General features: G+C 37.6%; 17 protein-coding genes. 14 read left to right on the top strand and 3 right to left on the bottom strand.

Translation table 11 applies throughout. The features are described from left to right. Both J2T03_RS19215 and J2T03_RS19210 read left to right on the top strand, forming a co-directional pair. Entirely contained in the window at window positions 1–1,395 is a 1,395-nt protein-coding gene (locus J2T03_RS19215; RefSeq protein ID WP_307220946.1) for an MATE family efflux transporter, read from the top strand. A 150-nt stretch (window positions 1,396–1,545) separates the two neighbouring features. Next, on the top strand, window positions 1,546–1,665 hold the full coding sequence (locus J2T03_RS19210; protein WP_306845390.1) for a 30S ribosomal protein THX: 120 nt from the start codon (window positions 1,546–1,548) through the stop codon (window positions 1,663–1,665). A gap of 54 nt (window positions 1,666–1,719) precedes the next feature. Here J2T03_RS19210 and J2T03_RS19205 read toward each other — a convergent pair whose 3' ends face one another. The 3 genes from J2T03_RS19205 to J2T03_RS19195 form a co-directional block, all read right to left on the bottom strand. After that, complete coding sequence (locus J2T03_RS19205; protein ID WP_306845388.1) at window positions 1,720–2,379, bottom strand: DUF937 domain-containing protein; 660 nt, start codon at window positions 2,377–2,379, stop codon at window positions 1,720–1,722. Window positions 2,380–2,461: 82 nt separating this feature from the next. Further along, complete coding sequence (locus tag J2T03_RS19200; protein WP_306845386.1) at window positions 2,462–3,721, bottom strand: protein O-mannosyl-transferase family; 1,260 nt, start codon at window positions 3,719–3,721, stop codon at window positions 2,462–2,464. Between the two features lies 1 nt (window position 3,722). Then, complete coding sequence (locus J2T03_RS19195; protein ID WP_307220944.1) at window positions 3,723–4,232, bottom strand: DUF2480 family protein; 510 nt, start codon at window positions 4,230–4,232, stop codon at window positions 3,723–3,725. Window positions 4,233–4,310: 78 nt separating this feature from the next. Between J2T03_RS19195 and lpxB the strand changes: the two genes are divergently transcribed. The 12 genes from lpxB (at window position 4,311) to J2T03_RS19135 (ending at window position 24,631) form a co-directional block, all read left to right on the top strand. After that, window positions 4,311–5,414 carry a lipid-A-disaccharide synthase gene (lpxB, locus tag J2T03_RS19190; protein WP_306845383.1) on the top strand — a complete coding sequence of 368 codons (1,104 nt, stop codon included), beginning with the start codon at window positions 4,311–4,313 and terminating at the stop codon, window positions 5,412–5,414. Between the two features lie 76 nt (window positions 5,415–5,490). Beyond that, the gene (locus J2T03_RS19185; protein ID WP_307220943.1) at window positions 5,491–6,573 is read left to right on the top strand and encodes a glycoside hydrolase family 99 protein; all 1,083 of its coding nucleotides are present in this window, start codon (window positions 5,491–5,493) and stop codon (window positions 6,571–6,573) included. A 255-nt stretch (window positions 6,574–6,828) separates the two neighbouring features. Beyond that, on the top strand, window positions 6,829–8,631 hold the full coding sequence (locus J2T03_RS19180) for a ComEC/Rec2 family competence protein (RefSeq protein WP_307220941.1): 1,803 nt from the start codon (window positions 6,829–6,831) through the stop codon (window positions 8,629–8,631). Window positions 8,632–8,775: 144 nt separating this feature from the next. Continuing rightward, on the top strand, window positions 8,776–9,438 hold the full coding sequence (locus J2T03_RS19175; RefSeq protein ID WP_306845378.1) for a succinate dehydrogenase cytochrome b subunit: 663 nt from the start codon (window positions 8,776–8,778) through the stop codon (window positions 9,436–9,438). 15 nt (window positions 9,439–9,453) lie between these two features. Continuing rightward, a complete protein-coding gene (locus tag J2T03_RS19170; protein ID WP_307220939.1) occupies window positions 9,454–11,466 on the top strand; it encodes a fumarate reductase/succinate dehydrogenase flavoprotein subunit in 2,013 nt (670 codons plus the stop codon). A 24-nt stretch (window positions 11,467–11,490) separates the two neighbouring features. Then, window positions 11,491–12,258: a succinate dehydrogenase/fumarate reductase iron-sulfur subunit gene (locus tag J2T03_RS19165; protein ID WP_034701967.1), complete on the top strand. Its 768-nt coding sequence runs from the start codon at window positions 11,491–11,493 to the stop codon at window positions 12,256–12,258. A gap of 303 nt (window positions 12,259–12,561) precedes the next feature. Beyond that, window positions 12,562–14,082: a TlpA family protein disulfide reductase gene (locus J2T03_RS19160; RefSeq protein WP_307220938.1), complete on the top strand. Its 1,521-nt coding sequence runs from the start codon at window positions 12,562–12,564 to the stop codon at window positions 14,080–14,082. Between the two features lie 164 nt (window positions 14,083–14,246). After that, window positions 14,247–15,653: a 23S rRNA (uracil(1939)-C(5))-methyltransferase RlmD gene (rlmD, locus tag J2T03_RS19155; RefSeq protein ID WP_306845370.1), complete on the top strand. Its 1,407-nt coding sequence runs from the start codon at window positions 14,247–14,249 to the stop codon at window positions 15,651–15,653. A 78-nt stretch (window positions 15,654–15,731) separates the two neighbouring features. Next, on the top strand, window positions 15,732–16,208 hold the full coding sequence (locus J2T03_RS19150) for a DUF6452 family protein (protein WP_306845369.1): 477 nt from the start codon (window positions 15,732–15,734) through the stop codon (window positions 16,206–16,208). Beyond that, window positions 16,174–16,842 (top strand): DUF6048 family protein, encoded by a 669-nt coding sequence (locus J2T03_RS19145; protein WP_306845367.1) that lies wholly within the window; start codon window positions 16,174–16,176, stop codon window positions 16,840–16,842. Before J2T03_RS19150 ends, J2T03_RS19145 begins: the two co-directional genes overlap by 35 nt. A gap of 173 nt (window positions 16,843–17,015) precedes the next feature. Continuing rightward, the gene (locus tag J2T03_RS19140) at window positions 17,016–19,946 is read left to right on the top strand and encodes a reprolysin-like metallopeptidase (protein ID WP_306845366.1); all 2,931 of its coding nucleotides are present in this window, start codon (window positions 17,016–17,018) and stop codon (window positions 19,944–19,946) included. Between the two features lie 293 nt (window positions 19,947–20,239). Further along, window positions 20,240–24,631: a GEVED domain-containing protein gene (locus J2T03_RS19135; protein WP_307220936.1), complete on the top strand. Its 4,392-nt coding sequence runs from the start codon at window positions 20,240–20,242 to the stop codon at window positions 24,629–24,631. Window positions 24,632–24,650 lie beyond the last annotated feature (19 nt).

Here is a 24,650-nt window from a genome sequence, read left to right as displayed (position 1 = left end):
ATGACAAAATATATAGACTTTTTGAAAAGAGCCTTTAGTGGTGCAGAAGTAGATTATACGAAAATAACGATAAGGAGTGCTGTACTTTTACTGGCTGTTCCTATGATGCTGGAAATGGCCATGGAATCAGTTTTTGCCTTAGTTGATCTATATTTTGTAGGACATCTGAAAGAAAGCGGTTATGCGATTCAGAGTGTAGGCTTAACGGAATCTGTACTTTCAGTAATGTATTCTATTGCCATAGGAATGAGTATGGCGGCAACAGCTTTGGTAGCACGTAGAATAGGAGAGAAAAATCCTGAGCAGGCTTCCAGAAGTGCAGCACAGGTTTTATTGGTTTCATTTATTGTGACATCAATTTTGAGTTTGTTCGGAGTAATTTATGCTGAGGAAATTTTGATTCTGATGGGCTCAAAACCAGAAGCTGCAGCTTATGGAAAAGATTTCACCAGAATCATGATGGGAAGCAGTGTGATCATTATGCTTTTATTTTTGATCAACGGAATCTTCAGGGGAGCGGGAAATGCGGCTATTGCCATGAAATCGCTGTGGATTGCTAATATCGTTAACATTATTCTCTGCCCTGTTCTTATCAAAGGTTTTGGGCCTGTTCCTGCAATGGGCCTTACCGGAGCGGCTTTAGCAACTACGATAGGTAGAAGCATCGGGGTGGTTTATCAGCTGTATCATCTCTTGGTTGCCGATACTCAGATCCGGATTGCACTATCTTACTTTAACCCTGATTTCAAACAGATAAAATCTATTGTGAAAATTGCTACTCCCGGAATTTTCCAGTTTGTGATTGCTTCTTGCAGCTGGATTTTTCTTGCCCAGCTGGTTGCCACTACGGGAGGCGAAAACGCTTCTGCAGGATATCAGACGGCTCTGAGACTGATGATGTTTTTTATGCTTCCCGCCTGGGGGCTTAGCAATGCAGCTTCCACGCTGGTTGGGCAGAATATGGGAGCTAATGAAATGCTGAGAGCTGAACAGTCTGTGATGAAAACAGTAAAATATAATGTGATTTTTATGCTTGCTGTAAGTCTGATATTTTTTCTGCTTGGAGATTTTCTTGTAGGATTTTTTACCCAGGAAGTAGAGATTAAAGATTTTGCCAAAAACGCATTACATATTATGAGTGTCGGATTTATTTTCTATGGAATTGGGATGGTACTCATTAATGCCTTTAATGGAGCCGGCGATACCTGGACACCTACTTGGGTGAATTTTTTCGGATTTTGGTTATTTCAGATCCCGCTGGCTTATTTTCTTTCCAAACATTTTGGAATGGGACCTAAAGGAGTATTTATCTCTATTCCTGCTGCAGAAACTTTAATTACCATTGTTGCTTTTATTTTGTTTAAAAAAGGAAAGTGGAAAACGGTTAAAGTGTAAATAGATAAATGTATGGAGGCAGGAAGCTGAAAGTAGCTAATCTTGTACTCCCTTATCTATGTTATATTTATAAAAATTTTAACAGCCTTAATTTTTTTGATGTATACCATTATTGCTAATTTAGTATTTAACCAATAAATATTTATCACTATGGGAAAAGGAGACAAAAAATCAAGAAGAGGAAAGATCAATGCAGGAAGCTATGGTAAAAGAAGACCTAGAAAAGCTTCTAAGTCCATCGGTTCTTCTGAAACTAAAGCGAAGAGCTAAAAATAAAAAGGCTGAAGATCAATCTTCAGCCTTTTTTCAATATACAAAATTAAATTATTTTCCTCCTAAAAGGTTACCAAGGATACTTCCTAATCCGCCTCCCTGTTGTTGCTGTTGCTGTCCGCCACCGCCAAGTACGCTTCCTAAGATGTCGTTAAGTGGGTTTCCTCCGGACTGGGCCTGGCCACCTCCTAAAACGCTTCCCAAAATGTCATTTAAAGGACTGGATTGCTGTTCCTGAGCCTGGTTAGATGCATTTCCAAGAATTCCGCCCAAAAGATCTCCCAATCCTCCGGCTCCTACATTATTCTGTTGCTTCTCTTTACCGATATATCCCATAATTACCGGAGCAAGCATCGCTAAAATAGGCCCGATTTTATCAATTGAGATCCCTGTATTTTGAGAAAGCTGATTTTCTACAGTGCTTTTTTGCCCGCCAAAAACATGATCAAGGATAGATCCTCCTTCAGCTTGTCTGGCTTCAGCTTGTGAAGCATCATCTAGAATACTTCCGTCGTGGTCTTTATCTAAAGCGTTATTTAAAGCTTCTGCTTCGTTAGCGTCCTGAGACTTGTTTCTAAGGTAAGAAATAACCAAAGGTGCAGCTACTGCCAATAAGGCGATAATCTGGTTTCTGCTGATTCCGAATTTGTTTTCTGCCTGTTCAGCAACCTGATTGCTGGTGCTACCTGTAAGTAGGTCGATTAAACTCATGTTTGTGTTTATTTTAAAATATTAAGTAAATCAAAGATATCAAAAAATGTGATTCACGGAATTTTTTGCCTCACAATTATTGTTAAAGTTTTTTGATCTCCTCTTCCGTATATCCTTTACTTTTTAGCAGTTTTATATATTCCAGAGCACTCAGGGTCATCCAGTTAATAGGTTCCGGAGCTTCTTTTTTATCAATTGTAAATTCCAGAATACCGGCATTGTCATTCATCCATGGCAGTATATAATAGTCCAGGCCGCCTTTATACTTTTTGAAGTCGTGGAATGCCTTTCCTCTTTCTGTCTGGAAAACGGCTTTATAAGCAAACACATATCCTAAGGGAATAAGCAGGCAGACCCATGACATTTTTTTGAGAGCAGCATATTTCGGATGTGACAGCCCGTATCCCACAGACAATGCAAAAATAATGTTGAAAGGAAGAAAAAAAACATAATTATCCGAAACTGCATAAAAAGTTGAAAAGCCATACACACACAAAGATCCTGCAAGAAAAACAAAGAACATTTTTCTGTTAGATTTGTATAGAAATACAGCACCCATTACTCCGAAGAAAGTAAATAAGTTGAAATTATAGATGAGATAAGCGAAAGATTGGAAAAAATCTTTAACATACTGCAAAAAGGTTTTCCTGAAAGATTCTTCCACCCAGTTTCCCTGATCCGAGCTATATGGTGAATTGAAAGAAAGCCCCTGTGATATATTCAGAATAAATAATGAGGCGAATAACAGTACAAATACCAACAATGAAGGATAGAAATATTTTTTTTGACTTTTAAAATAAAAAAGGAAAAGTAAGAAAGCAGGGATCAGTAAAATATTCTGGATATGTACCCAAAGGCTGATGCCTAAAAATATACCTGCCCATACAATATATTGTTTTTTGTTTTCTATAAAACTCTTGATAATCGAGAAGAAAAAAAGACTTATCCATAAGGTGTTGTACGTATATACTTCTACAATCTCTGCATTTCGCCAGAATGAGAAGCTGAAACCAAAAACAAATGCTGCTGTGAGAGAAGCCCATTCTGTTTTCGTAATACTTTTAACAGTAAGATAGATCACGGAAACGGTTGCGGCTCCTGAAAAAACTACCAATAAACGGCTTGCCTCGATCCCATTAAGCCCGGTTATATTTTTAATTAAAATAACCGTATTGATATATAAGAAATGAGTAGTAGCCGTAGCCGTTGTCATGAATTTACCTTTCTCAGCATCCAGCACAAAACCAACACAGTCTGCAAAAGGAATTTTTGTAAAGCTCCCAGAGTAGTAAATTACTAGAAAAATAAAGAATAAAAATAAGGCGGATAAAGAGTTCCTCATGTTAATTCTTTACAATAGGAACATTAGAACAGGCTTCGCCAAACATTAGTGATTTTACTAAAGGTTTCAATTGTTCAACCAGTTCTATGTATGCATTTTCAGGAATTTCTTTGTCGGAGCAGCCCTTTACAAGAACTCTTTTACCCCTCATATCTTCAAAATCGTAAGTCTGGATAGCATTGTGCATCAGGATCACCTCCAAATCTTCACGGTCTCCGAAGACGATCTTTTTCGCAACGTCTGTAAGCTTGGCGGTCAATACGAAATAAGCCCACAACGGAACAATAGTATCTACAGAATTGTAAATATATATATAAGCGTCTTCATATTCTTCAGTATTGATGGCATCTACCTTCTCCCTGAAATCTTTTTCCTTTAGAATCAATTCCTGGAAAAGAAAATCTTTAAGGTCAATACCCTTTCTTATTCCTTTAGGAACCAGAGTGGATAGGTCGAAATTCACAAGGCCGCTTTCAGCAACTTTATTTCGGATTTCAAATTCTTCTGACATTTTTTATCATTATCTTTGGACAAATTTACAAATTAAGATCAAGTAAACCTTAATTTGTTCTCTATCCTTACTATAGAAATGAAGTATTATATTATCGCAGGAGAGGCTTCCGGTGATCTGCATGCAAGCAATTTAATGAAAGCCCTTAAACAGAAAGATCCACAGGCGGAAATAAGATTCTGGGGCGGCGATCTTATGAAAGCACAGGGAGGAACATTGGTAAAACACTACCGTGATCTGGCATTTATGGGTTTTCTGGAAGTCGCTATGAATTTAAGGACCATCCTCAACAATATCAAATTCTGCAAGGAGGATATCAGAAAAAACAAACCCGATATTCTTATTCTGGTTGATTATCCCGGATTTAATTTAAGAATTGCAAAGTTTGCGAAGGAGCTCGGGATAAAAGTGGTCTATTATATTTCTCCACAGCTCTGGGCCTGGAAAGAAGGCAGGGTAGAGATCATTAAAAAATATGTAGATGAAATGATGGTCATTCTTCCTTTTGAAGAGGATTTTTATAAAGGGCATGGTGTTCATTCTCATTTTGTAGGGCATCCGCTTCTTGATGCAATAGCCGGATTGAATGATATCAATGTTGAAGAATTTAAAAAAGAAAACGGTCTTAATGAAAAAGAAATCATAGCGCTTCTTCCCGGTTCCAGAAAGCAGGAAGTGGAAAAGATGCTTGAAATTATGCTTTCAGTGAGACCATATTTTAAAAATTACCAGTTTGTCATTGCCGGTGCACCAAGCCTTCCGAAAGAATTCTATCAAAAATATGTGGATGACAACGTCCATTTTGTTTCCAACAGAACATATGATCTGCTGAGGTGCTCAAAAGCAGCTTTAGTAACTTCGGGAACAGCAACACTGGAAACGGCTTTGCTTAATGTTCCGGAAGTTGTCTGCTACCGAGGAAGCAAAATCTCTTATGCCATTGCAAAAAGACTTGTTAAAAACATTAAATATATTTCTCTGGTCAATCTGATCATGGACAGAGAAGTTGTGAAGGAGTTGATCCAGACCGATCTGAATACCAAAAACCTTGTGAAAGAGCTCAATAAAGTGATAGAAGGGGAAAAAAGAAATCAGGTTTTGGCAGATTATAGCCTTTTAAGAGAAAAGCTCGGCGGAAAAGGGGCCAGTGAAAAAGCGGCTGAGGTAATTTTAAGTATTTAATTACTCTTTCGGAATGATCTTAGTTTTTAAGGCCATCCATATCCTGAATAATTTATAGATTTTTAATTTTTATCAAATGAATTTGTTTAAAAGCTTTCTGGTATTAATTTTATTGATCTGCATTTCACCGAAAAGTTTTGCTCAAAAGAGCAAATCCCGGGATAAGGTCCAGATCTTCTATTATGGATGGTACGGAAACCCTGAGGTTGACGGGAAATATGATCATTGGAATCATGATATCTTACCTCACTGGAGCAATCCAAAATGGAACAATTTAGGAAACTACAAAGGCGCAGATGATATTGGTGCTAATTTTTATCCCGCTTTGGGAAATTACAGCTCGAATGATCCTGCGATCATTAAAAAGCATATGGAAATGATCCGGAAATCCGGTATTGGAGTGGTTGTTTTAAGCTGGCTGGGAAAAGATTCATTTGTAGATAAGAGTATTGCCCAATATCTGGATATAGCTGACCAATTTCATTTAAAGGTTGCTTTTCACATAGAACCGTTTTATAAAAATATAACTGAGCTTAGAGAGCAGATTTCCTATTTGGTGAAGGCCTATTCGCTACATCATGCTTTTTATAAAATTGATGGTAAGCCGCTGTACTATGTTTATGACAGTTATAAAATTTCACCGTCAGAATGGTCTGAGCTTCTTTCTGAAAATGGAGAAAAAACGGTTCGGAAAACAGAGTTAGACGGAGTTTACATAGGATTATGGGTTGAAAAAGAACATTCGGAATTTTTTGTAAAATCTGGTTTTGATGGCTTTTATACCTATTTTGCCAGCGATGGTTTTGTTTTCGGAAGCACAACTTCCAATTGGAATTATCTTTCGAAATACGCAAAAGACAGGAACCTTATTTTTATTCCGTGCGTAGGCCCAGGTTATTCCGATACCAGAATAAGACCTTGGAATGAAGCCAATTTTAAAAGCAGAGAAAACGGAAAATATTATGAAAGAATGTTTGATGCAGCTGCAAAAGTAAATCCGGATTTTATCAGAATCACTTCTTTCAATGAATGGCATGAAGGAACACAGATAGAGCCCGCCATTCCTAAAAAGGCAGGAGATTTCAAATATGAAGATTACGGAAAAGATTCCTGGTTCTATATAAAAGAAACGAAGCGGTTGGCAGACAAATTTTTTTAAGTGGTAAATAATTAGAAAATTATCCTTTGGAAAGATATTTCATTTACGAAAAGATATATTACATTAAAAATTTTAATTAAATAATAGAAATTGCTGTTATATGCAGTTTTTTAATAAAAAGTCATCTTTTGCAGATGGCTTTATTTTTTTATTTAAAACTTGATTTCATAGTAAATAATCAAGCCGTATATTATTCATTTAATTGGGAATAATGCATCAATTCTGCAAAATTTGTGTTATTAAATAACCAAATAAATGAATTACTTTTTGAGTGTAAATATTGTACAGTTGAACAGGCAGCCACTTCTCATTTTATCCGTATGTTTTATACTCGGGATCTTTCTTCAGGATAAATTTTCGCTGGATAAAATGATGATTTATATGGTGTCCGCGAGCTGTTTATCAATTTTCCTTCTATATTTTTTGAATTCTTATTTTCTGCATAAAGCAAAAGCGATACTTTTGGGGTTGATGTTCTTCGGGGCCGGAATAACTCTTCATTTTTTCAATACTTTTTCGTCCGGAAATCTGTCTGTTCCTCAAAATGGAACCGTATTTTTTAAGATCTTAAAGAAATTGAATTCTACAGAGAAAAATAAAAAATATGAGGCTGTGATTCATGTTGGAAAAGAAAGTTTCAATGCTGTTCTCTATATTCAAAAAACAGATCAAGAACTTGATTTTGGACATTATTACAAAGCCGAGGCTTACCTATCAAAGCCAAGACCTCCAAAGCATGACTTTCAATTTGATTATAATAAATATCTGAAAAGAAAAAATATTGAATATCAGTGTTATCTGTCAAAAGGAATTTTTTCCGCAGAAAGAAATGATTTAAATCTAAATGAGCAGATTCAGCAACGCAGATTAGAAATACTCCAAAAGATCGACAGCGTTGAAATGTCTTCCAGAACCCGGGAATTTTTAAAAGGAATCATCCTGGCAGACAGGACCGAAATGGATTCTGAAACGGTAGAGGATTTCAACAGATCAGGAATGGTTCATTTATTAGCTATTTCGGGAACACATATTGTCGTTATTTTTGGGATGTTCTATTTTTTATTGACAAGGTTCAGTCCTTTACGATTCAGAAAGTATGCGGTGATTTCCAGCATCTTTTTTATTTGGTTGTTTGCCATATTTATTGGTTTCGGAAATTCGGTGATGCGTTCCTGCATGATGCTCACGGTATACTATGTCTATGTTCTTCTTCAGAGGAAACCGGATTTGCTCCATTCTCTTTCTTTATCGGCAATGATTATTTTAGTTATTGATACACAGCAGCTTTTTGACGTCGGGTTTCAGCTTAGCTTTTTGGCTGTGCTTGGGATTTTCTGGCTGAACCAGCCGCTTTTGAAATATTTTCCCCGGCAGAATGGTTATTTTAAAAAATTAATCTGCAATACCATAACGATCTCTCTTTCCGCCCAACTGGCGACACTTCCGCTGGTTCTTTATTACTTTCATCAGTTTTCATTAATTTCTGTACCTGCCAATATGCTGATTGTTCCGTTTTCAGAAATATTAATTATATTTTCTTTTTTAATGACAGTTCTCATTGGGTTGAAGATCGACTTTACATGGATCAAGTTTATATATGACGGATCTATTCAAGTTTTATTAAGCCTTATTCACTGGTTTTCAGAGAAGGATATGCTATTTTACTCAAATATAGGGATGAATATTGCTGAAGTGGTATCCTTATCCTTTATCGTTTATGTGATGAGACCATTACTTTTAAATATCAATTTTAAAAATTTAACTAGAGTGGTAGCGATGGTTTTAGTTTTTTTTATAATCAGAACAGGCTTTACTATTTTTGAAAATCAGAAAGAAGAAATACTACTTCATGATTTTAATAAAACTAAAGTATTATCAGTAAAGAAAGGAAGTAAGGCCTGTTTCTGGATAGCAGAAAATTCTGATAAAAAGAAAATTTTAAAATTTATAGCCGGCCCTTACTGCTCTTCAAGACGTATTCAAACCATGGAAATAAAAAAAATTCCTCAAACAGCAGAAAAGGTCGTTTATAATGACAAAATTTATAATTTGAAATAAGAAGTCCTACTTTTAAATTTTCCCTTTAAATAATGTGATAGATTCTTATTTAGAAAGATTACAAACTGGCTAATTGTGAGATTTCTCACTTCCCGATATTGTTAACATTTCTTAATTTTGTGGGAAATTCAAATTTAAACTTATATGGCAGGTTTAACGAGTTCTACGATAGGTAGAAAATATGCGATGGCATTATCAGCTCTGTTTTTGCTGATCTTTCTTATACTGCATTTGACGACCAATTTGTTATCAGTCCTGAATCGTGATGCGTTCAATACAGCATCTGATTTTATGGGCTATAATCCTTTTGTGCAGTTCTTAATGCAGCCTGTTCTTGGTTTTGCAGTCATTTTCCATTTCATAATGGGATTTGTATTGGAAATTAAGAACAATAAAGCACGTCCGATAAAGTATGCTTCAAACAACCCTTCCGTGAACTCTTCATGGATGTCCAGAAATATGATTGTTTCCGGAGCTGTTATTTTAGCATTCTTGGCGCTTCACCTCTATGATTTCTGGCTTCATGAAATCAATTACAAGTATGTAGAAGGACTTACCCCTGATGCGGAACGTTTCTGGCCGGAGCTGCATGAGAAATTTGCAGATATCTGGAGAGTCGCTTTATATGTGATCTCTTTTATTTTACTGGGACTGCATTTGGCTCACGGTTTCCAATCTTCGTTCCAGTCTATTGGTGCAAGACATCCGAAATATACTCCGGTAATTAAAGCTTTTGGAAAATGGTATTCAATCCTTATTCCTGCAGGTTTTATTTTTATTGCAATTTTTCACTTCGTAACTCAATAATATCAATATACCAATATGAGTAAATTAGATTCAAAAATTCCGGCTGGTCCTTTAAAGGATAAATGGAAGCATCATAAAGACCATATGAACCTTGTTGCACCAAACAACAGAGATAAGATTGATATTATTGTTGTAGGTACAGGTTTGGCAGGAGGTTCTGCTGCAGCGACTTTAGCTGAGCAGGGATATAACGTAAAAGCATTTTGCTATCAGGATTCTCCAAGAAGAGCACACTCCATTGCTGCGCAGGGAGGTATCAATGCCGCTAAAAACTATCAGGGAGATGGTGATTCTACGTACAGATTATTCTATGACACTATCAAAGGTGGCGACTATAGAGCAAGAGAAGCCAACGTTTACAGATTAGCTGAGGTTTCTGCCAACATTATCGACCAATGTGTTTCGCAAGGTGTTCCTTTCGGTAGAGATTACGGCGGTCAGCTGGATAACCGTTCATTTGGTGGAGTTCAGGTAAAAAGAACATTTTACGCAAAGGGACAAACCGGACAGCAATTATTGTTAGGTGCCTATTCTGCAATGAGCCGTCAGATCGGTAAAGGGAGAATAAAGATGTACAACCGTCACGAAATGTTAGACCTTGTAATTGTTGATGGAAAAGCAAGAGGAATTATCGCAAGAAACCTTGTAACAGGTGAAATCGAAAGACACTCTGCTCATGCCGTTGTAATTGCTTCTGGAGGTTACGGAAACGTATATTTCCTTTCTACAAACGCAATGGGTTCAAACGTTTCTGCAGCTTGGAAAATCCACAAAAAAGGAGCATACTTTGCAAATCCTTGTTATGTACAGATCCACCCGACTTGTATTCCGGTTCACGGAACACAGCAGTCTAAACTGACTTTGATGTCTGAATCATTAAGAAACTCCGGAAGAATCTGGGTTCCTAAGAAAATTGAAGATTCAGTAGCCATCAGAGAAGGTAAATTAAGACCTGAAAATATTAAAGAAGAAGATAGAGACTATTATTTAGAGAGAAGATATCCTGCATTCGGAAACTTGGTGCCTAGAGACGTTGCGTCCAGAGCTGCTAAAGAAAGATGTGATGCCGGTTTCGGAATCGAAAATAATGACACTCAGGAAGGTGTTTACCTGGATTTCTCAACAGAGATCATGAAAAAAGGTAGAGAAGCTGCCATCGAAAAACATATTCATAACCCGACTGATCAACAGTTGTATGACTTAGGTAAGAGCTGGGTTGAGGAGAAATACGGTAACTTATTCGTGATGTACGAAAAAATTACGGCTGACGATCCTTACAAAACTCCAATGAAGATTTATCCTGCCGTTCACTACACAATGGGTGGAGTTTGGGTTGATTATAACCTTCAGTCTACTATTCCTGGATGTTTCGTAATCGGTGAAGCTAACTTCTCTGACCACGGAGCGAACAGATTAGGTGCTTCTGCTTTGATGCAAGGTCTGGCTGACGGATATTTCGTACTTCCTTACACCATTGCAGATTATCTTTCTGCAGATATCAGAACAGGAACAATCCCTACAAACTCGCCTGATTTTGATGAGGCTGAAAAAGGAATTAAAGAAAAAATAGAATTCTTCTTAAATAATAAAGGAACACATTCAGTAGACCATTTCCACAAAAAATTAGGACACATCATGTGGAATAAAGTAGGAATGGGAAGAACTCCTGAAGGTTTAAGAGAAGCAATCAAAGAAATCGAAGAAGTAAGAAATGACTTCTGGAAAAATGTAAAAGTACCTGGTGATGTTGAAGGAATGAACACTGAGCTTGAAAAAGCATTCAGAGTGGCAGACTTCCTGGAACTGGGACAATTAATGGCTATCGATGCACTGCATAGAAACGAATCTTGTGGTGGGCATTTCCGTGAAGACCATTCCACGCCGGATGGAGAAGCGGAAAGAGACGACGTAAACTATAAATACGTTGGAGCTTGGGAATATCAGGGTAGTGATATCAACGCAGAAGTGTTGCACAAAGAAGACCTGATATATGACAACATCGAGGTTAAAACTAGAAGTTATAAATAATCTCCAACCTATAAATATAACATTATGAGTGCAAAAAAAGGCCTTCATCTTACCCTGAAAATTTGGAGACAGAAAAATAGTAAAACTAAAGGTCAGTTTGAGACCTACAAAATATCAGATGTTTCTACAGATTCCTCGTTTCTGGAAATGCTGGACATCCTGAACGAAAACATTATTAACGAAGGAAAAGAACCTATCGCTTTTGATCACGACTGTCGTGAAGGAATCTGCGGGATGTGTTCCCTTTATATCAACGGTAGAGCACATGGCCCGGATACAGGGATAACGACCTGCCAGCTTCACATGAGAATGTTCAAAGACGGTGAAACCATCGTTATTGAGCCTTGGAGAAGTGCAGCTTTCCCGGTTATCAAAGACTTAATGGTAGACAGAAGCGCATTCGACAGAGTAATGGCTGCCGGAGGATTCATTTCAGTGAACACTTCAGGTAATACATTAGATGCTAATGCCATTCCGGTTCCTAAAGAAGATGCAGACAAAGCAATGGATGCTGCAGCATGTATCGGATGTGGGGCGTGTGTAGCAACCTGTAAAAACGGATCAGCAATGCTATTCGTTGGAGCTAAGGTTTCTCAGTTTGCTTTACTTCCTCAAGGTAGGGTAGAAGCTAAAAGAAGAGTTCTGAACATGGTGAAAGCTATGGACGAAGAAGGATTCGGGAACTGTTCAAATACTGGAGCTTGTGAAGTGGAATGTCCGAAAGGAATTTCTCTTGAAAACATCGCCAGAATGAACAGAGAATATATGGCTGCCATGGTAGATCAGGGATAGAACCTATTCAAATACATAAAAAATCGTCTTCATTATGGAGACGATTTTTTTATACCTATACTTCAGCTGTTAAAATTTGTTAAGGTGTTGATCAGATAAGATATTCTTTAATTTAATAAGTCTATATTTGGTGAGCACTTGGTGTATCGGAAAAGGATTGTTTCTTTTCCCGGGAGAATTTTACAGAACCAAAAGGGCCTTAAAGTATCCATTTTACAGGTTCTCATAAAATTTTCAAAAAAAATAAATAGTGTTAATTAACAAGCCGTAAAAAACGTATTTTTGCGTAATATTAAAATCGAAATGAAAAAATATCTTTTATTGTTTATCATCACAGCCTTTGTGATGTCTTGTTCAAAAAAAGTTGAAGTTAAAGGAAAAATTACCGGAAGTTCACCACTCGAAAGAATTGAATTTGTTGAAGCTTCAGGTGTGGCAACCCTTCCACTTGTTAATATTGGTTTAGATAAAAATGGAAACTTTACGGGAAGCTTCGAAGCTCCTAAAGATGGGATGTACGTAATCAACTATGCAGGAAGACAAAACCTGATTTATCTTGAGGGCGGACAGAACCTGAATATTTCCGGAAATGCAATGACCTTTCCAAATGAGTTCGTCGTTACAGGAGATGCAAAGAAAAATAATGATTTCCTTCAGGCCAGCCAAAAGTTCTTGGGTGAGTATGGAAGTAAAATCAATATCCAGCAGTTAATGTCAGGAGACGAAAAAACTTTCTTAAAGGGAGCTCAGAAGATTGAAGCAGACATCAATAAAAACGTAGAAGATCTTGCTCAAAAAAATAATCCAAGCAAAGGAATCTTAGAATGGAAAAAGAATGATGTGAAAGTAACTATCCTTAACCTTCTTGCCAACTACGAAATGTCACAGCGCCAGATGTCGGGAAATCCATCATTTAAAGTATCAAAAGCATTCCAGGATTATGAAACAAAACTGGAAGGCAATAAAGATGTAATGGTGAAGACTATTCCATTATACAGACAGTATCTTCTTGTAAAAATGAGTCCTGACTTTCAGAAATATGCTGAAGCAAAGACTAAAGGAAAAACAGACATGATCACTTCTGAAGTATTCGCACAGTTTCTGAAAGACAGAAAAGAAGTTTCACAGACTGCGAAGGATTATCTTTTAGCGTTTGTAGTGGCTCAGGATATTCATCCGGGTGCTCCTGCAAAAAATACGGAGAAAGTTAAAAAAATCATTGATACAGATATCACAGATGCCGGTATCAAAGCAGATCTAGTTAAAATGCAGGTAGCAATCAATGGAGTTAAAGTAGGAGAAGTTGCGCCGGAAGCATCATTAGTAAAGGTAGACGGTAAATCTTACCAGCTTTCCGAAAATAAAGGAAAACCATACATGCTGTTTTTCTATGCATCGTGGAATCCTTATATCAGTGAAGCTACAGTTCCGGTACTAAAAGAAGTTGTGAATTTCTATAAATCTAAAATGAACTTTGTTTTTGTAAACGTAGATGATACCAAAGACCAGTTTGTAAAAACCAGCAGCTCATTATTAAAAGGAATTCCGGGAACAAATGTGTACGGAGAAAAAGGTTTAGAATCCGATATTGCTAAAAAATATGGAGTTTACGGATTTAAACTGCCTTGCTTTGTGATCGTGGACAAAGACGGTAAAATTGCAAGCAGATCTTTTGTGAACCTTGGCGAGCAGGAAGTCGTAACGATCCTGGATAAACTTACAGGTCTTTCTGCACCGAAAGTACAGCCAAATATTCAAATGCAGCCGGGAGCGATGGATCCTTCAGCGCAGCCTGTAAATCCTCAGCCTGCCCCGACAAAATAATAAACTTTAATATAGATGGAAACCTTATCTTCGGATAAGGTTTTTTTTATTGTATTTTTGCGGAATCAAACCGGAAGATTGTTTTCGGTGTTAGAAAAAATAGAAATAGAATTTAGGATGAGCCGGAGGGTTCATCCGGCCATTAAAAGAAATTGAGTTTAGGGATGAGAAAGAAGAAAGATATAATTCTTGAAAATATTAAACTGTTTGGTGCAGGCGCAAAAGGCGTTGCCATAGGAAAAACCGAAGAAGGAAAAACCGTGCTGATTTCCGGAGCGGTTCCCGGAGATATAGTTAATGCAAGAGTGAAAAAATCCAAATCCAAATACTATGAGGCTGAAACCACAGAAATTGTGGAGAAGTCTCCATTCAGAGTAGATCCCAAATGTATTCATTTCGGAACATGCGGCGGATGCAAGTGGCAGAACATGAGTTACGAAAAACAGCTCGATTTCAAACAGGAAGAAGTCTATAATAATATTAAAAGAATCGGCGGAATTGATGATTTTGAAACCGTTCCGATCTTAGGTGCCGAAGAACAGTATTTCTACAGAAATAAAATGGAATTTTCCTTTTCCAATGCGAGATGGCTTACCCAATACGAAATAAGCTCCGAAGAGAATTTCGGAAGCAAAGATGCTTTAGGTTTCCATATTCCCGGAATGTGGAGTAAGATCCTGGACCTGAAAGAGTGCTTCCTGCAGGAAGAGCCCTCCAATGCGATACGTTTAGCTGTAAAAAACTATGGAGTACAAAATGGGTTGGATTTCTTTGATGTCAGAAATCAGGAAGGCTTTTTAAGAACCTTAATGATGAGACAGAATTCTAAAGGTGAGTGGATGGTCTTATTCCAGCTTTACAGAGAAGAAAAAGAAAACAGAGAAAAGCTTTTCCAGTTCTTGCTGGAGAAATTCCCGCAGATCAAAACATTGGTCTATGCCATCAATCCGAAGCAGAATGATTCTATTTACGATCTGGATATCAATATTTATTCAGGAGAAGGTTTCCTGATGGAAGAAATGGATGGGCTGAAGTTTAAAATAGGTCCTAAATCATTCTTTCAGACCAATTACAAACAGGCTTTGGAACTTTACAGAAAAACATTAGAGTTTGCTGATTTAAAAGGTCATGAAGTAGTATATGACCTTTATACAGGAACAGGGACTATTGCCCAATATGTTGCCAGAAATGCAAAACACGTTATAGGCATAGAATCTGTTCAGGAGGCTATTGATGCAGCCATTGAGCATGCCGAATTAAATGGTCTTACCAACACAACATTCTATTGTGGAGATATGAAAAATGTCTTTAACGATGAATTTTTAGAAAATCATCCGAAAGCAGATGTTTTAATTACGGATCCGCCAAGAGACGGGATGCACCAGAAAGTGGTAGAACAGATATTGAAACTTGCTCCGGAAAAAGTAGTTTATGTAAGCTGTAACTCAGCAACACAGGCAAGAGACCTTGCTCTGATGAAAGAACATTATACGCTGGTGAAAATCCTGCCGGTAGATATGTTCCCGCAAACCCACCACGTGGAAAATATAGCATTGCTGATTAAAAAATAAATTTATTTAAATTTGATTTCAAATCTTAATATGAAACGTAAGTTCCATCTGACCAAAATAAAAAATAAAAATATGCAGATGAAATATTTTAAATTTCTTATCATGATCTGCTTCGTTGGAATGCTCTTTTCCTGTGGTGGAGATGACGATATCTGCGAAAGCGGTGAAGGGACACCCAGGATAAAAGTGGCATTCAAATCTCTTGAATCTGGTAAAGCAGTTATTTTGGATTCATTATATGTAGCCGTAGATTATGGGGCTGGGAAAGTACAACTGGGGAAAGCTGAGAAAATAGATTCAAGGCTTATCCCGCTAAGAGTGGATGATTCCCCTTATACAGATGTTTATTTCAGACTTGCAGATAAAGGGGCAGAATCTCATGTTCGCATTAATTATACAACGAAGAGTACATATGTTTCCCCGGGATGTGGAATCAAAAAAACATACGAGAATTTAAGCTCAAAATTAATACAATCAAATCCTGTACAACAGCTCGAAGCAGGACAAAACCAAATTGAGAATGAAGACAAGACTAATCTTTTCCTTCTTTTTTAGCATAATAGGAATAACCGGGTTCGCCCAGGAAAAAAAGGAGACCCAGGAAGCCAAAAAAGTTCAGGAAAAATACAAACCGAATTTTATGGTAGGTTTTGATGTTCTTAATACCGGTGTTTCTTTTTTCTCGGATAGAATGCTTTACCAGGGTTTTATTTCATCAAAAGTGAAAGGAAATGTACACGCTATTGCAGAAGCCGGCTTTGAAAAAAATGTATATCAAAAGAATGGTTATGATGCAAAAGCAAGCGGTCCCTTTATAAAACTGGGGGCTTTTTATATGCTGGCAAAAGATCTTGAAAATGAATTCAATGGTTTTTATGCAGGAGGTAAAATAGGAGCCGCATTCTACAATCAGGAATATATGGCAATTCCGGTTCGTGGGTTTGGGGGAAGTACTTCATCTGTGGCATTTCCATCGTCTTCACAAACCTCTGCATGGGTGGAAGGAACCTTGGGAGGAAGAGTACAGCTGTTTGAATCCAACTTTTATATAGATGTCAATCTTCAGCCAAAATATTTGGCATACACGTCCAAGCAGGATGATATTACACCCATGATTGTTCCTGGATTTGGTAAAAGCTCAGCTAAATTCAATATGGGCTTTGCCTGGAATATTGCCTATAAATTTTAGAATAAATTCACTTTTACGATAAAAAATCCTCAGCTATGCCTGGGGATTTTTGCTGTAGTGATAAGTTTGTAATTAAATCGATTTATATTTATTCTTTATTATTCTTTATTGTTTAGTGATTTTGTTTTAATAGAAATGCTATATTTGTGAAATTAATCTAATGTTTAAATAATATGAAGAAACTTATTACTACTTTGTGTTTAGGTTTGATAGGAGGGATGGTCTCTGCCCAATGGATTCCCACCAAGCCTGATGCTAAAGTCAGATCAACCAATTTAAAATCAACTGGTGTCAGACAACATTACAAATTAGATTTGGATATCCTGAGACAGCAATTGAAAAATGCTCAGGAAATGGGGAGTGGGAATAAAGCGGTGGTGATTTCTATGCCAACATTAAATGGTAAAATAGAGAAATTTAACGTTTATAGCTTTCCTGTTCTTGTTAAATCATTAGCTGATAGATATAATCTGGGCTCCTATGTGGGAGTAGGCGTTGATGATCCTTCCAAATATCTGAGATTCTCTGTTGGCCCCAATGATTTTCAGTCTATGATTATCAAAGGAGGTGAATATGAATTCATTGATCCGCAGAATTCAGATAAAACATTATACGGAGTACATCCTAAAACTTTAAATACAGAGGGTAAAAGCTTTGTATGTACAACCTCTGAAAGCCCAAAAGCAGTTAATCAGCTTCAGGAGATGCTTACAGCCGGCCAGAATTTTACTAACCAGCCAACTGATTTTTCAAAAACTTCTGATAAGAAATATAGAACCATGAGATTGGCTATGTCTGTTACAGGAGAGTATACAGCTTTTCATGGTGGAACGCAGCTAGGTGCTATTCAGGCTGTAAATGCCACAATGACCAGAGTAAATGCGGTTTTTGAAAAAGATCTTGCCCTGCATCTGAATGTCCTGGATCTACCGGGAATTATCTATACCAATGCAGCAACTGATCCTTACACAAACAACTTGAATTTACAGCTTCAACAGACTCTTACTGCAGATGTAGGAGAGGAGAATTATGATATTGGACACGTATTCAATGCTGCAGGGAATAATGGAAATGCAGGATGTATTGGCTGCGTATGTATTTCGCCGACTACTACTGTGCCGAGAGGAAAAGGTTCTGCATTTACACAGAGCACAAGTCCGGTAGGAGATAATTTTGATATTGATTTCGTTGCTCATGAGATGGGGCATCAATTGGGCGCGAACCATACTTTTGCACATGCATTAGAAGGTTCAGGAGTAAACATGGAGCCGGGTTCAGGAACCACTATTATGGGGTATGCTGGTATTACAGGCGCTAATACGGACGTTCAGCCGCACTCGGATGCTTTCTTTCATAAAGCAAGTATTGGACAGATTCAGACCAATCTGATTAATAAGACTTGTGATGTGGAAACTTCAATTACGAATAATCCTCCGGTAATAGCTCCACTGCCTACTTATAATATTCCTAAGGAAACGGCATTTGTTTTAACAGCTTCGGCTACGGATCCTGAAAATGATCCTATTACTTATATGTGGGAACAGATTGATAACGCCAATGTTGTTATTAATAAAACAAACATAGGGACTACTACTACAGGAGCTACATTCAGATCGCTTGTTCCTACTGCAAGTCCTACAAGATATTTCCCTAAGCTGTCTTCTGTACTTAACGGAGTATTGGATAATTCTAATAACTTATGGGAATCTGTTTCCAAAGTAGCAAGAACTACTCATTTTGCAGTAACAGTAAGAGATAATAATGCTAACCCTGCACAACAGCAGTCACAGTTTGCGGAACAGACAATAGTAGTAGGTAATGACGGTCCATTTAAAATAAATACCGCTTACGCCAATACAACTGCTCCTACAATGCTTGAGTGGAATATAGCGAATACAAATGCAGCCCCTTATAATGTTGCTAATGTAAAAATTGATTATACTACCGACAATGGAACTACTTGGACTGTTCTTTCTGCTTCAACTGCAAATGACGGAACAGAAAATATGACTCTTCCAGCTTCATTGAACGGACAGAATATAAAATTGAGAATTTCCGCTATAGGAAATGTATTCTATGCTGTGAAATCTATCGCTGTAAGTGCATTTTCAATTTGTGACGGAAGTGCGCCAACCAATATAACTGCTTCTAACCTTACAACAGTATCTGCGTACATTTCATGGACACCAATTATTAATGCAGGTTCTTATAAGATCAGATATAAGAAATTAAGTGAAACGAATTGGGTTGAAGTGACTTCTACTGTAAATAATGTAACATTAAATAATTTAGTAGACGGAACTGCATATGAAGTACAGGTTGCTGCAGTATGTTCAGGAACTACAGGAACATATTCTTCTTCAACTAATTTCAGTACTCCTTCAGTAACATATTGTCCAGCCACTTCGATATCTACAAATCCGGCTTATGAATATATTTCGAATGTGACAATTGCCAATGTTAACAACAGCTCATTGCAGACAAACTATGGAAATTATACCACGAATTCTGCTCTTCAGATAAATCTGGTAAAAGGAACTTCTTATCCACTATCAGTAACAATTTCAAATCCTGACCTAGACGCAGTTGCTGCCTTTATTGATTATAATAGAAACGGAATTTTTGAAGTTGCGGAGAGAGTTCTTAACTACCCTGTTCCTGCAACACCTATTTCAGCTCCAGTTACTTCTACAGTTAATATTCCTTCTTCTGCTATTGAGAATCAGACATTAAGGATGAGAGTACTACTGGTTTACGGAGGTGATCAAACAGGTGGTACTATAACCGGAGCATGTGGAAACTTGCAGTATGGAGAAGTTGAAGATTATAATGTGGTAATAACATCTCCGTTGAGTACAAACGATGTTAGCAATCCAAATAACGATATTCAGATTTATCCTAACCCAGTAAGTGATATTCTGAACGTAACTAAAGTTTCAGATAAAGCGGCTTTTAAAATCTACAATACTGCCGGTCAGCTGGTAGGAAATGGAAATATTAATGACGGAAAGATCAATGTTTCAAATTTAGTGAAAGGCGGATACGTCATCACAATTGATGAAAAAGGAAAAGATCAGTTCAGGTCTAAATTTATCAAGAAATAACAGTAATTAACAATAATATAAAATCCTCAGGCTCTCCTGAGGATTTTGTATTTTAATGTATAGAATGTATTATTATTGTGAAATTTTTACAAAAAAATATTTGAATGAATACATTAATAGTGAAAAAATTATTAGATTTGTGTAATTATTAAAATATTAGCGTATGAATTAAAAAACTATTTTTTTCAATACAGGTTATCTGTAAAAATAGATGTTTCAAGCATATTTGAACGTCAGCAAATAGGGAACACTATACTTATTTACTATTGTTATTATAACTAAATTTAAAAAATATGAGTGGATTTTTACTCTGTAAAATGAGCAGGCCTTTTAGGGTGCTCATAACATTGCTTTGTATGGTCTTCGGACTGTTTTCACAGGCACAAACAATTACCATTGGTACAGGTACAAATACTCAAAGATATCCTTTGGGTGTGTACTATGGATTTCAAAGAGATGCATCACTTTATACAGCAGCAGAAATCAATCTGCCTGCGGGTGGGAGTGTACAGACAGTTGCATGGAATGCTACAACAGCAACAACAGCAACTTTCCCGGTAAAGATTTATTTAAAATCTGTTCCGGCTGCTACAACCACTATTACATCACAAGTCTGGTCTGCGACAACTGCCGGCGCTACTTTAGTGTATAGCGGAACGATCAACAATATCACTACAGGATGGAATACATTCACCCTACAGTCTCCTTTTTATTATAACGGAACCGAAAATCTGATGGTATTGGTTGAGACTGATCATGGTGGTACAGGTACCGGAAATACATCAGGAAGTGCTTTTGCTTATTCCAGTGCTACGTCAAAGCATATGTATATTGAAACGGATAATTCACCTCCTACAACTGATACAGGAAATGTTAACTCCAATAGACCCAATATTCAATTGACTTTTGGGGCTGCTCCTTCATGTTTACCTCCTTCCGGACTAACTTTAGGAGCGGTAACACCAACGAGTGCAGCGATCAGCTGGACTGCTCCTTCATCTGTACCTGCGGGAGGATATGATGTATATTACAGTACATCTCCTACAGCCCCAACGGCTGCAACTGTGCCTTCGCAGACGATTACTACAGGAACAAGTGCAACACTTTCTCCATTGACCGCCAATACTGCTTATTATATATGGGTTAGATCAAGATGTAGTACATCAGACCAGAGTTCATGGATAGGACCTGTGAACGTGTTTACAGGATATTGTACGCCAACAGGGGGTTCTAGTTCAACTTCATATTACCTGAAAACGATTACTACAACAGGAGGAATTACGAATTTAAATTATTCTGCTAACTCCTATACAGCGTATGTTAATAATTCAGCCACAGTTTTTTCAGGGTTACCAACCAATACAATAACCATGAACTTGAACAGTGGAACCAGCACTTATAATTATTATGTTTGGGTTGACTGGAATAATAATATGAGTTTTAATGATCCGGGGGAAACCATTCTGGCAACTACCGGTTATGTTACAAACGGAACAGCATCAATTGTAATACCCGGAACACAGGCTCCTGGTAATTACAGAGTAAGAACATCAACATCCTATATTGGAGCCAATACTTCATGTGGACCTGCAGCGTGGGGTAATTTTGTAGACTTTACATTAAATGTTATTGCCTTACAACCATGTAGTACTTCGCCTCCAGCGAATATTGCAGTGTCCAATATTACACCAACTACAGCTCTTGTGAGCTGGCTGCCTTCAATAGGTGCTACTTATGTGCTAAGATATAAAGCTGTAACTGCGCCAACATGGAATACCGTAAATATTACTACTCCACTTGCGAGCAGTTATACGATAAACAATCTTACAGAACAGACCCAATATGAAGTTCAGATTGCTACAATCTGTGGAACGCAAGGACCATTCTCTACAAGTACTAATTTTACAACTCCTGCTATTTCTTATTGTAATGCGGGTTCTACAAGTACTACGATTGATGGCTTTATCAGTAAAGTTGTGGTAACTCCTAATGCTGCAATACCAATGACCAGTACTTCAGATTTCAGCAATTATACGGATTACACTACAGATCCTGCAAGGCTTATTACTTTAGTGAGAGGTTTAGGAGCTAATACCGTTACTATTGAAAAGTCATGGCCTGGAACTCAATGGTCGTTCGGAACAGGAGTATGGATTGACTTTAACAGAAACGGAGTTTTTGAAAGTTTTGAGCAAGTACTGAATTCACCAAGTAATACTACCACTCCTGTTACTGCTACCTTCACTGTACCTAACGTTGCTGGAGGAGTTTACACAGGAAATCTTAATACCCGTATGCGTGTAGCATTAAGAGAAAGTGGAGCAGCTGCTGCTTGTGGAACGTTCACTTGGGGTGAAGTAGAAGATTATGCAGTAAAATTGATTGATCAGCCTGCTTGTACTACTGCGCCGCCTACGAATATTACCGTTACAAACCTTACAGCTTCTACAGCTACGGTTTATTGGATGGGTGCTGCGAATGCTACTTATACCATCAGATGGAAGCTGGCTACTGCAGGGACTTATACAATTCCACCTGTAACTCTAGCACCTGGAGTAAGTAATTATACTATTCCTGGTCTTACTGAGCAGACTAAATATGATGTACAGGTTTCTACTACATGCGGAACTTCTACAGGAGGATACTCTACAACAGTACAGTTTACAACACCACCACTTTCATATTGCCCGATGACAGGTACGGGAACTAACGACCACATTTCAAATGTAACCGTTACGTCTTCTAACCCTGGAGTTCCGGTGATGAGTAATACAACTGTACAGAATAATTATACAAGCTATTCAACACCTCAAACATTAATCACTCTTGATGCAGGTTCTATAAATAATAAAATCTCTGTAGCAAAAGGATGGACAGGTGCCACGAGCAATGATGCAGTATCAGTTTGGATAGACTATGACAGAAACGGGGTTTTTGACACCTCAGAACAGATTATAAACTCAGCAGCGAGTACTGCAACTCCTGTTACTAATAATAGTTTCAGTGTTCCGGGAACAGCTTATACAGGTCCGCTGACAACTACAATGAGAGTAGTGCTTAAACGTACCAGTGCTCCGGTATTATGCCAGAATGCAGTCAACGGTGAGGTTGAGGATTATGCAGTGAAAATTAGACCTTGTAGCAATGCAACACCAAACCAGCCTACTATCACGGCGACTCATAACTCTGCCACGCTTACGTTAACCGGTTCGGCAACCAATGTCACTTATTTTGTAAGATACAGAGTTCAGGCAACTCCTCCGGGAGCATGGACGGAAGTATATGCTTCAGCATTGTTAAACAACCTTCCACTTGTATTGAACGGTTTAACTCCGGCTACAATCTATGAAGTTCAGGTGGCTACTGTTTGTGGAGATGCTATCGGTACATTTACACCGATCAAAACATTCGTAACAAGATGTGACCCTACACCTCCAAATGTTACAGTAAGTAATATTACAACAAACTCTGCATTGATCACTTGGGCACCGCTTGCAGCGAGCTCCACGTATACACTGGAATGGAGAAAAGTAGGAGCTGCTACTTGGACTCAGGTTCCTAACATTGCTCCTCCTACTAACACTCATTTGTTAACAGGTTTAGATCCGTATACAAAATATGAAGTGAGAGTTGCAAATAAGTGTGTTGGAGAAAATACTCTTAACCCATATTCAAATCCGAAAGTATTTACTACGGAAAGAACATGTGAGCTTCCTCCTCCAGGGTTAACTATCACTCAGATTACCCCTACATCGGCTGAAGTTACATGGGAAGGTTTCCCTGGTGCAACTTATATCCTGAGATATAGAAAAGTAGGTATTCCAAGCTGGACCAATGTCCCTCTAACAACGAATACTTACACAATAACAGGATTATTGGAAGAAACGAAATATGAAATGCAGGTTGTGAACATCTGTAACGGTACACCGGGTACATACACGCCTCCATACTATTTCACGACACCTACAGTAACCTACTGTCAGATGGGTTCTCAAAATGCTGTTAACGAACATATTTCCAAAGTTACGGTAGTTCCAACTGGAAGACCTAAAATGGAAAATGCTTCAGGACCTTCCAGCTATACAAATTATACAGGAGTACCTGACACATTCATAGAAATGGTGCAGGGATCTACTGGAAATCAGATCACGATTGAGAAAAAATGGAACGGAACTAACCATAATGAAGGAATTGCAGTATGGATAGATTTCAACAGAAACGGATACTTTGATATTGATGAAAGAGTACTTACATCACCTCCGAACACTACAAGTCCTGTTACAGGAACATTCAACGTACCTGTAGACGCATATGTAAGTATGACGAACTATAAGTATGTAGTAATGAGAGTAGCAATGATGAGAGACGGAGTTCCTGTGAACTGTACAAATTTTGCAAATGGGGAAGTAGAGGATTACTCAGTAAGAATTGCTAAACCGGGAGTGCCTAACTCTGTTAACCAGACTGATATCATGATTTACCCTAACCCGGTAAGCACAGTATTGTATGTGAAGAATATTAGCAAAAAAGCTAAATATAAGATCTACAATTCTGCAGGGCAGATCATCAGCGACGGTATTTTGCTTAACAACCAGATCAACGTCAGCAAATTGATCAATGGTATTTATGTAATAGATATCGATGACAATGGTGTAACGGTTCAAAAGAAATTTATTAAAGAATAATATTAAATTTCAAATACAA

The organism is Chryseobacterium lathyri, assembly GCF_030812195.1.
GTDB lineage: Bacteria > Bacteroidota > Bacteroidia > Flavobacteriales > Weeksellaceae > Chryseobacterium > Chryseobacterium lathyri_A.
This window is presented reverse-complemented; position numbering and strand designations above follow the sequence as displayed.

Excerpts from the sequence above, each read along its gene's own strand:
- J2T03_RS19215 (WP_307220946.1), top strand. The coding sequence starts at position 1 with ATGACAAAATATATAGACTTTTTGAAAAGAGCCTTTAGTGGTGCAGAA.
- J2T03_RS19210 (WP_306845390.1), top strand. The coding sequence starts at position 1,546 with ATGGGAAAAGGAGACAAAAAATCAAGAAGAGGAAAGATCAATGCAGGA.
- J2T03_RS19205 (WP_306845388.1), bottom strand. The coding sequence starts at position 2,379 with ATGAGTTTAATCGACCTACTTACAGGTAGCACCAGCAATCAGGTTGCT.
- J2T03_RS19200 (WP_306845386.1), bottom strand. The coding sequence starts at position 3,721 with ATGAGGAACTCTTTATCCGCCTTATTTTTATTCTTTATTTTTCTAGTA.
- J2T03_RS19195 (WP_307220944.1), bottom strand. The coding sequence starts at position 4,232 with ATGTCAGAAGAATTTGAAATCCGAAATAAAGTTGCTGAAAGCGGCCTT.
- lpxB (WP_306845383.1), top strand. The coding sequence starts at position 4,311 with ATGAAGTATTATATTATCGCAGGAGAGGCTTCCGGTGATCTGCATGCA.
- J2T03_RS19185 (WP_307220943.1), top strand. The coding sequence starts at position 5,491 with ATGAATTTGTTTAAAAGCTTTCTGGTATTAATTTTATTGATCTGCATT.
- J2T03_RS19180 (WP_307220941.1), top strand. The coding sequence starts at position 6,829 with ATGAATTACTTTTTGAGTGTAAATATTGTACAGTTGAACAGGCAGCCA.
- J2T03_RS19175 (WP_306845378.1), top strand. The coding sequence starts at position 8,776 with ATGGCAGGTTTAACGAGTTCTACGATAGGTAGAAAATATGCGATGGCA.
- J2T03_RS19170 (WP_307220939.1), top strand. The coding sequence starts at position 9,454 with ATGAGTAAATTAGATTCAAAAATTCCGGCTGGTCCTTTAAAGGATAAA.
- J2T03_RS19165 (WP_034701967.1), top strand. The coding sequence starts at position 11,491 with ATGAGTGCAAAAAAAGGCCTTCATCTTACCCTGAAAATTTGGAGACAG.
- J2T03_RS19160 (WP_307220938.1), top strand. The coding sequence starts at position 12,562 with ATGAAAAAATATCTTTTATTGTTTATCATCACAGCCTTTGTGATGTCT.
- rlmD (WP_306845370.1), top strand. The coding sequence starts at position 14,247 with ATGAGAAAGAAGAAAGATATAATTCTTGAAAATATTAAACTGTTTGGT.
- J2T03_RS19150 (WP_306845369.1), top strand. The coding sequence starts at position 15,732 with ATGAAATATTTTAAATTTCTTATCATGATCTGCTTCGTTGGAATGCTC.
- J2T03_RS19145 (WP_306845367.1), top strand. The coding sequence starts at position 16,174 with ATGAAGACAAGACTAATCTTTTCCTTCTTTTTTAGCATAATAGGAATA.
- J2T03_RS19140 (WP_306845366.1), top strand. The coding sequence starts at position 17,016 with ATGAAGAAACTTATTACTACTTTGTGTTTAGGTTTGATAGGAGGGATG.
- J2T03_RS19135 (WP_307220936.1), top strand. The coding sequence starts at position 20,240 with ATGAGTGGATTTTTACTCTGTAAAATGAGCAGGCCTTTTAGGGTGCTC.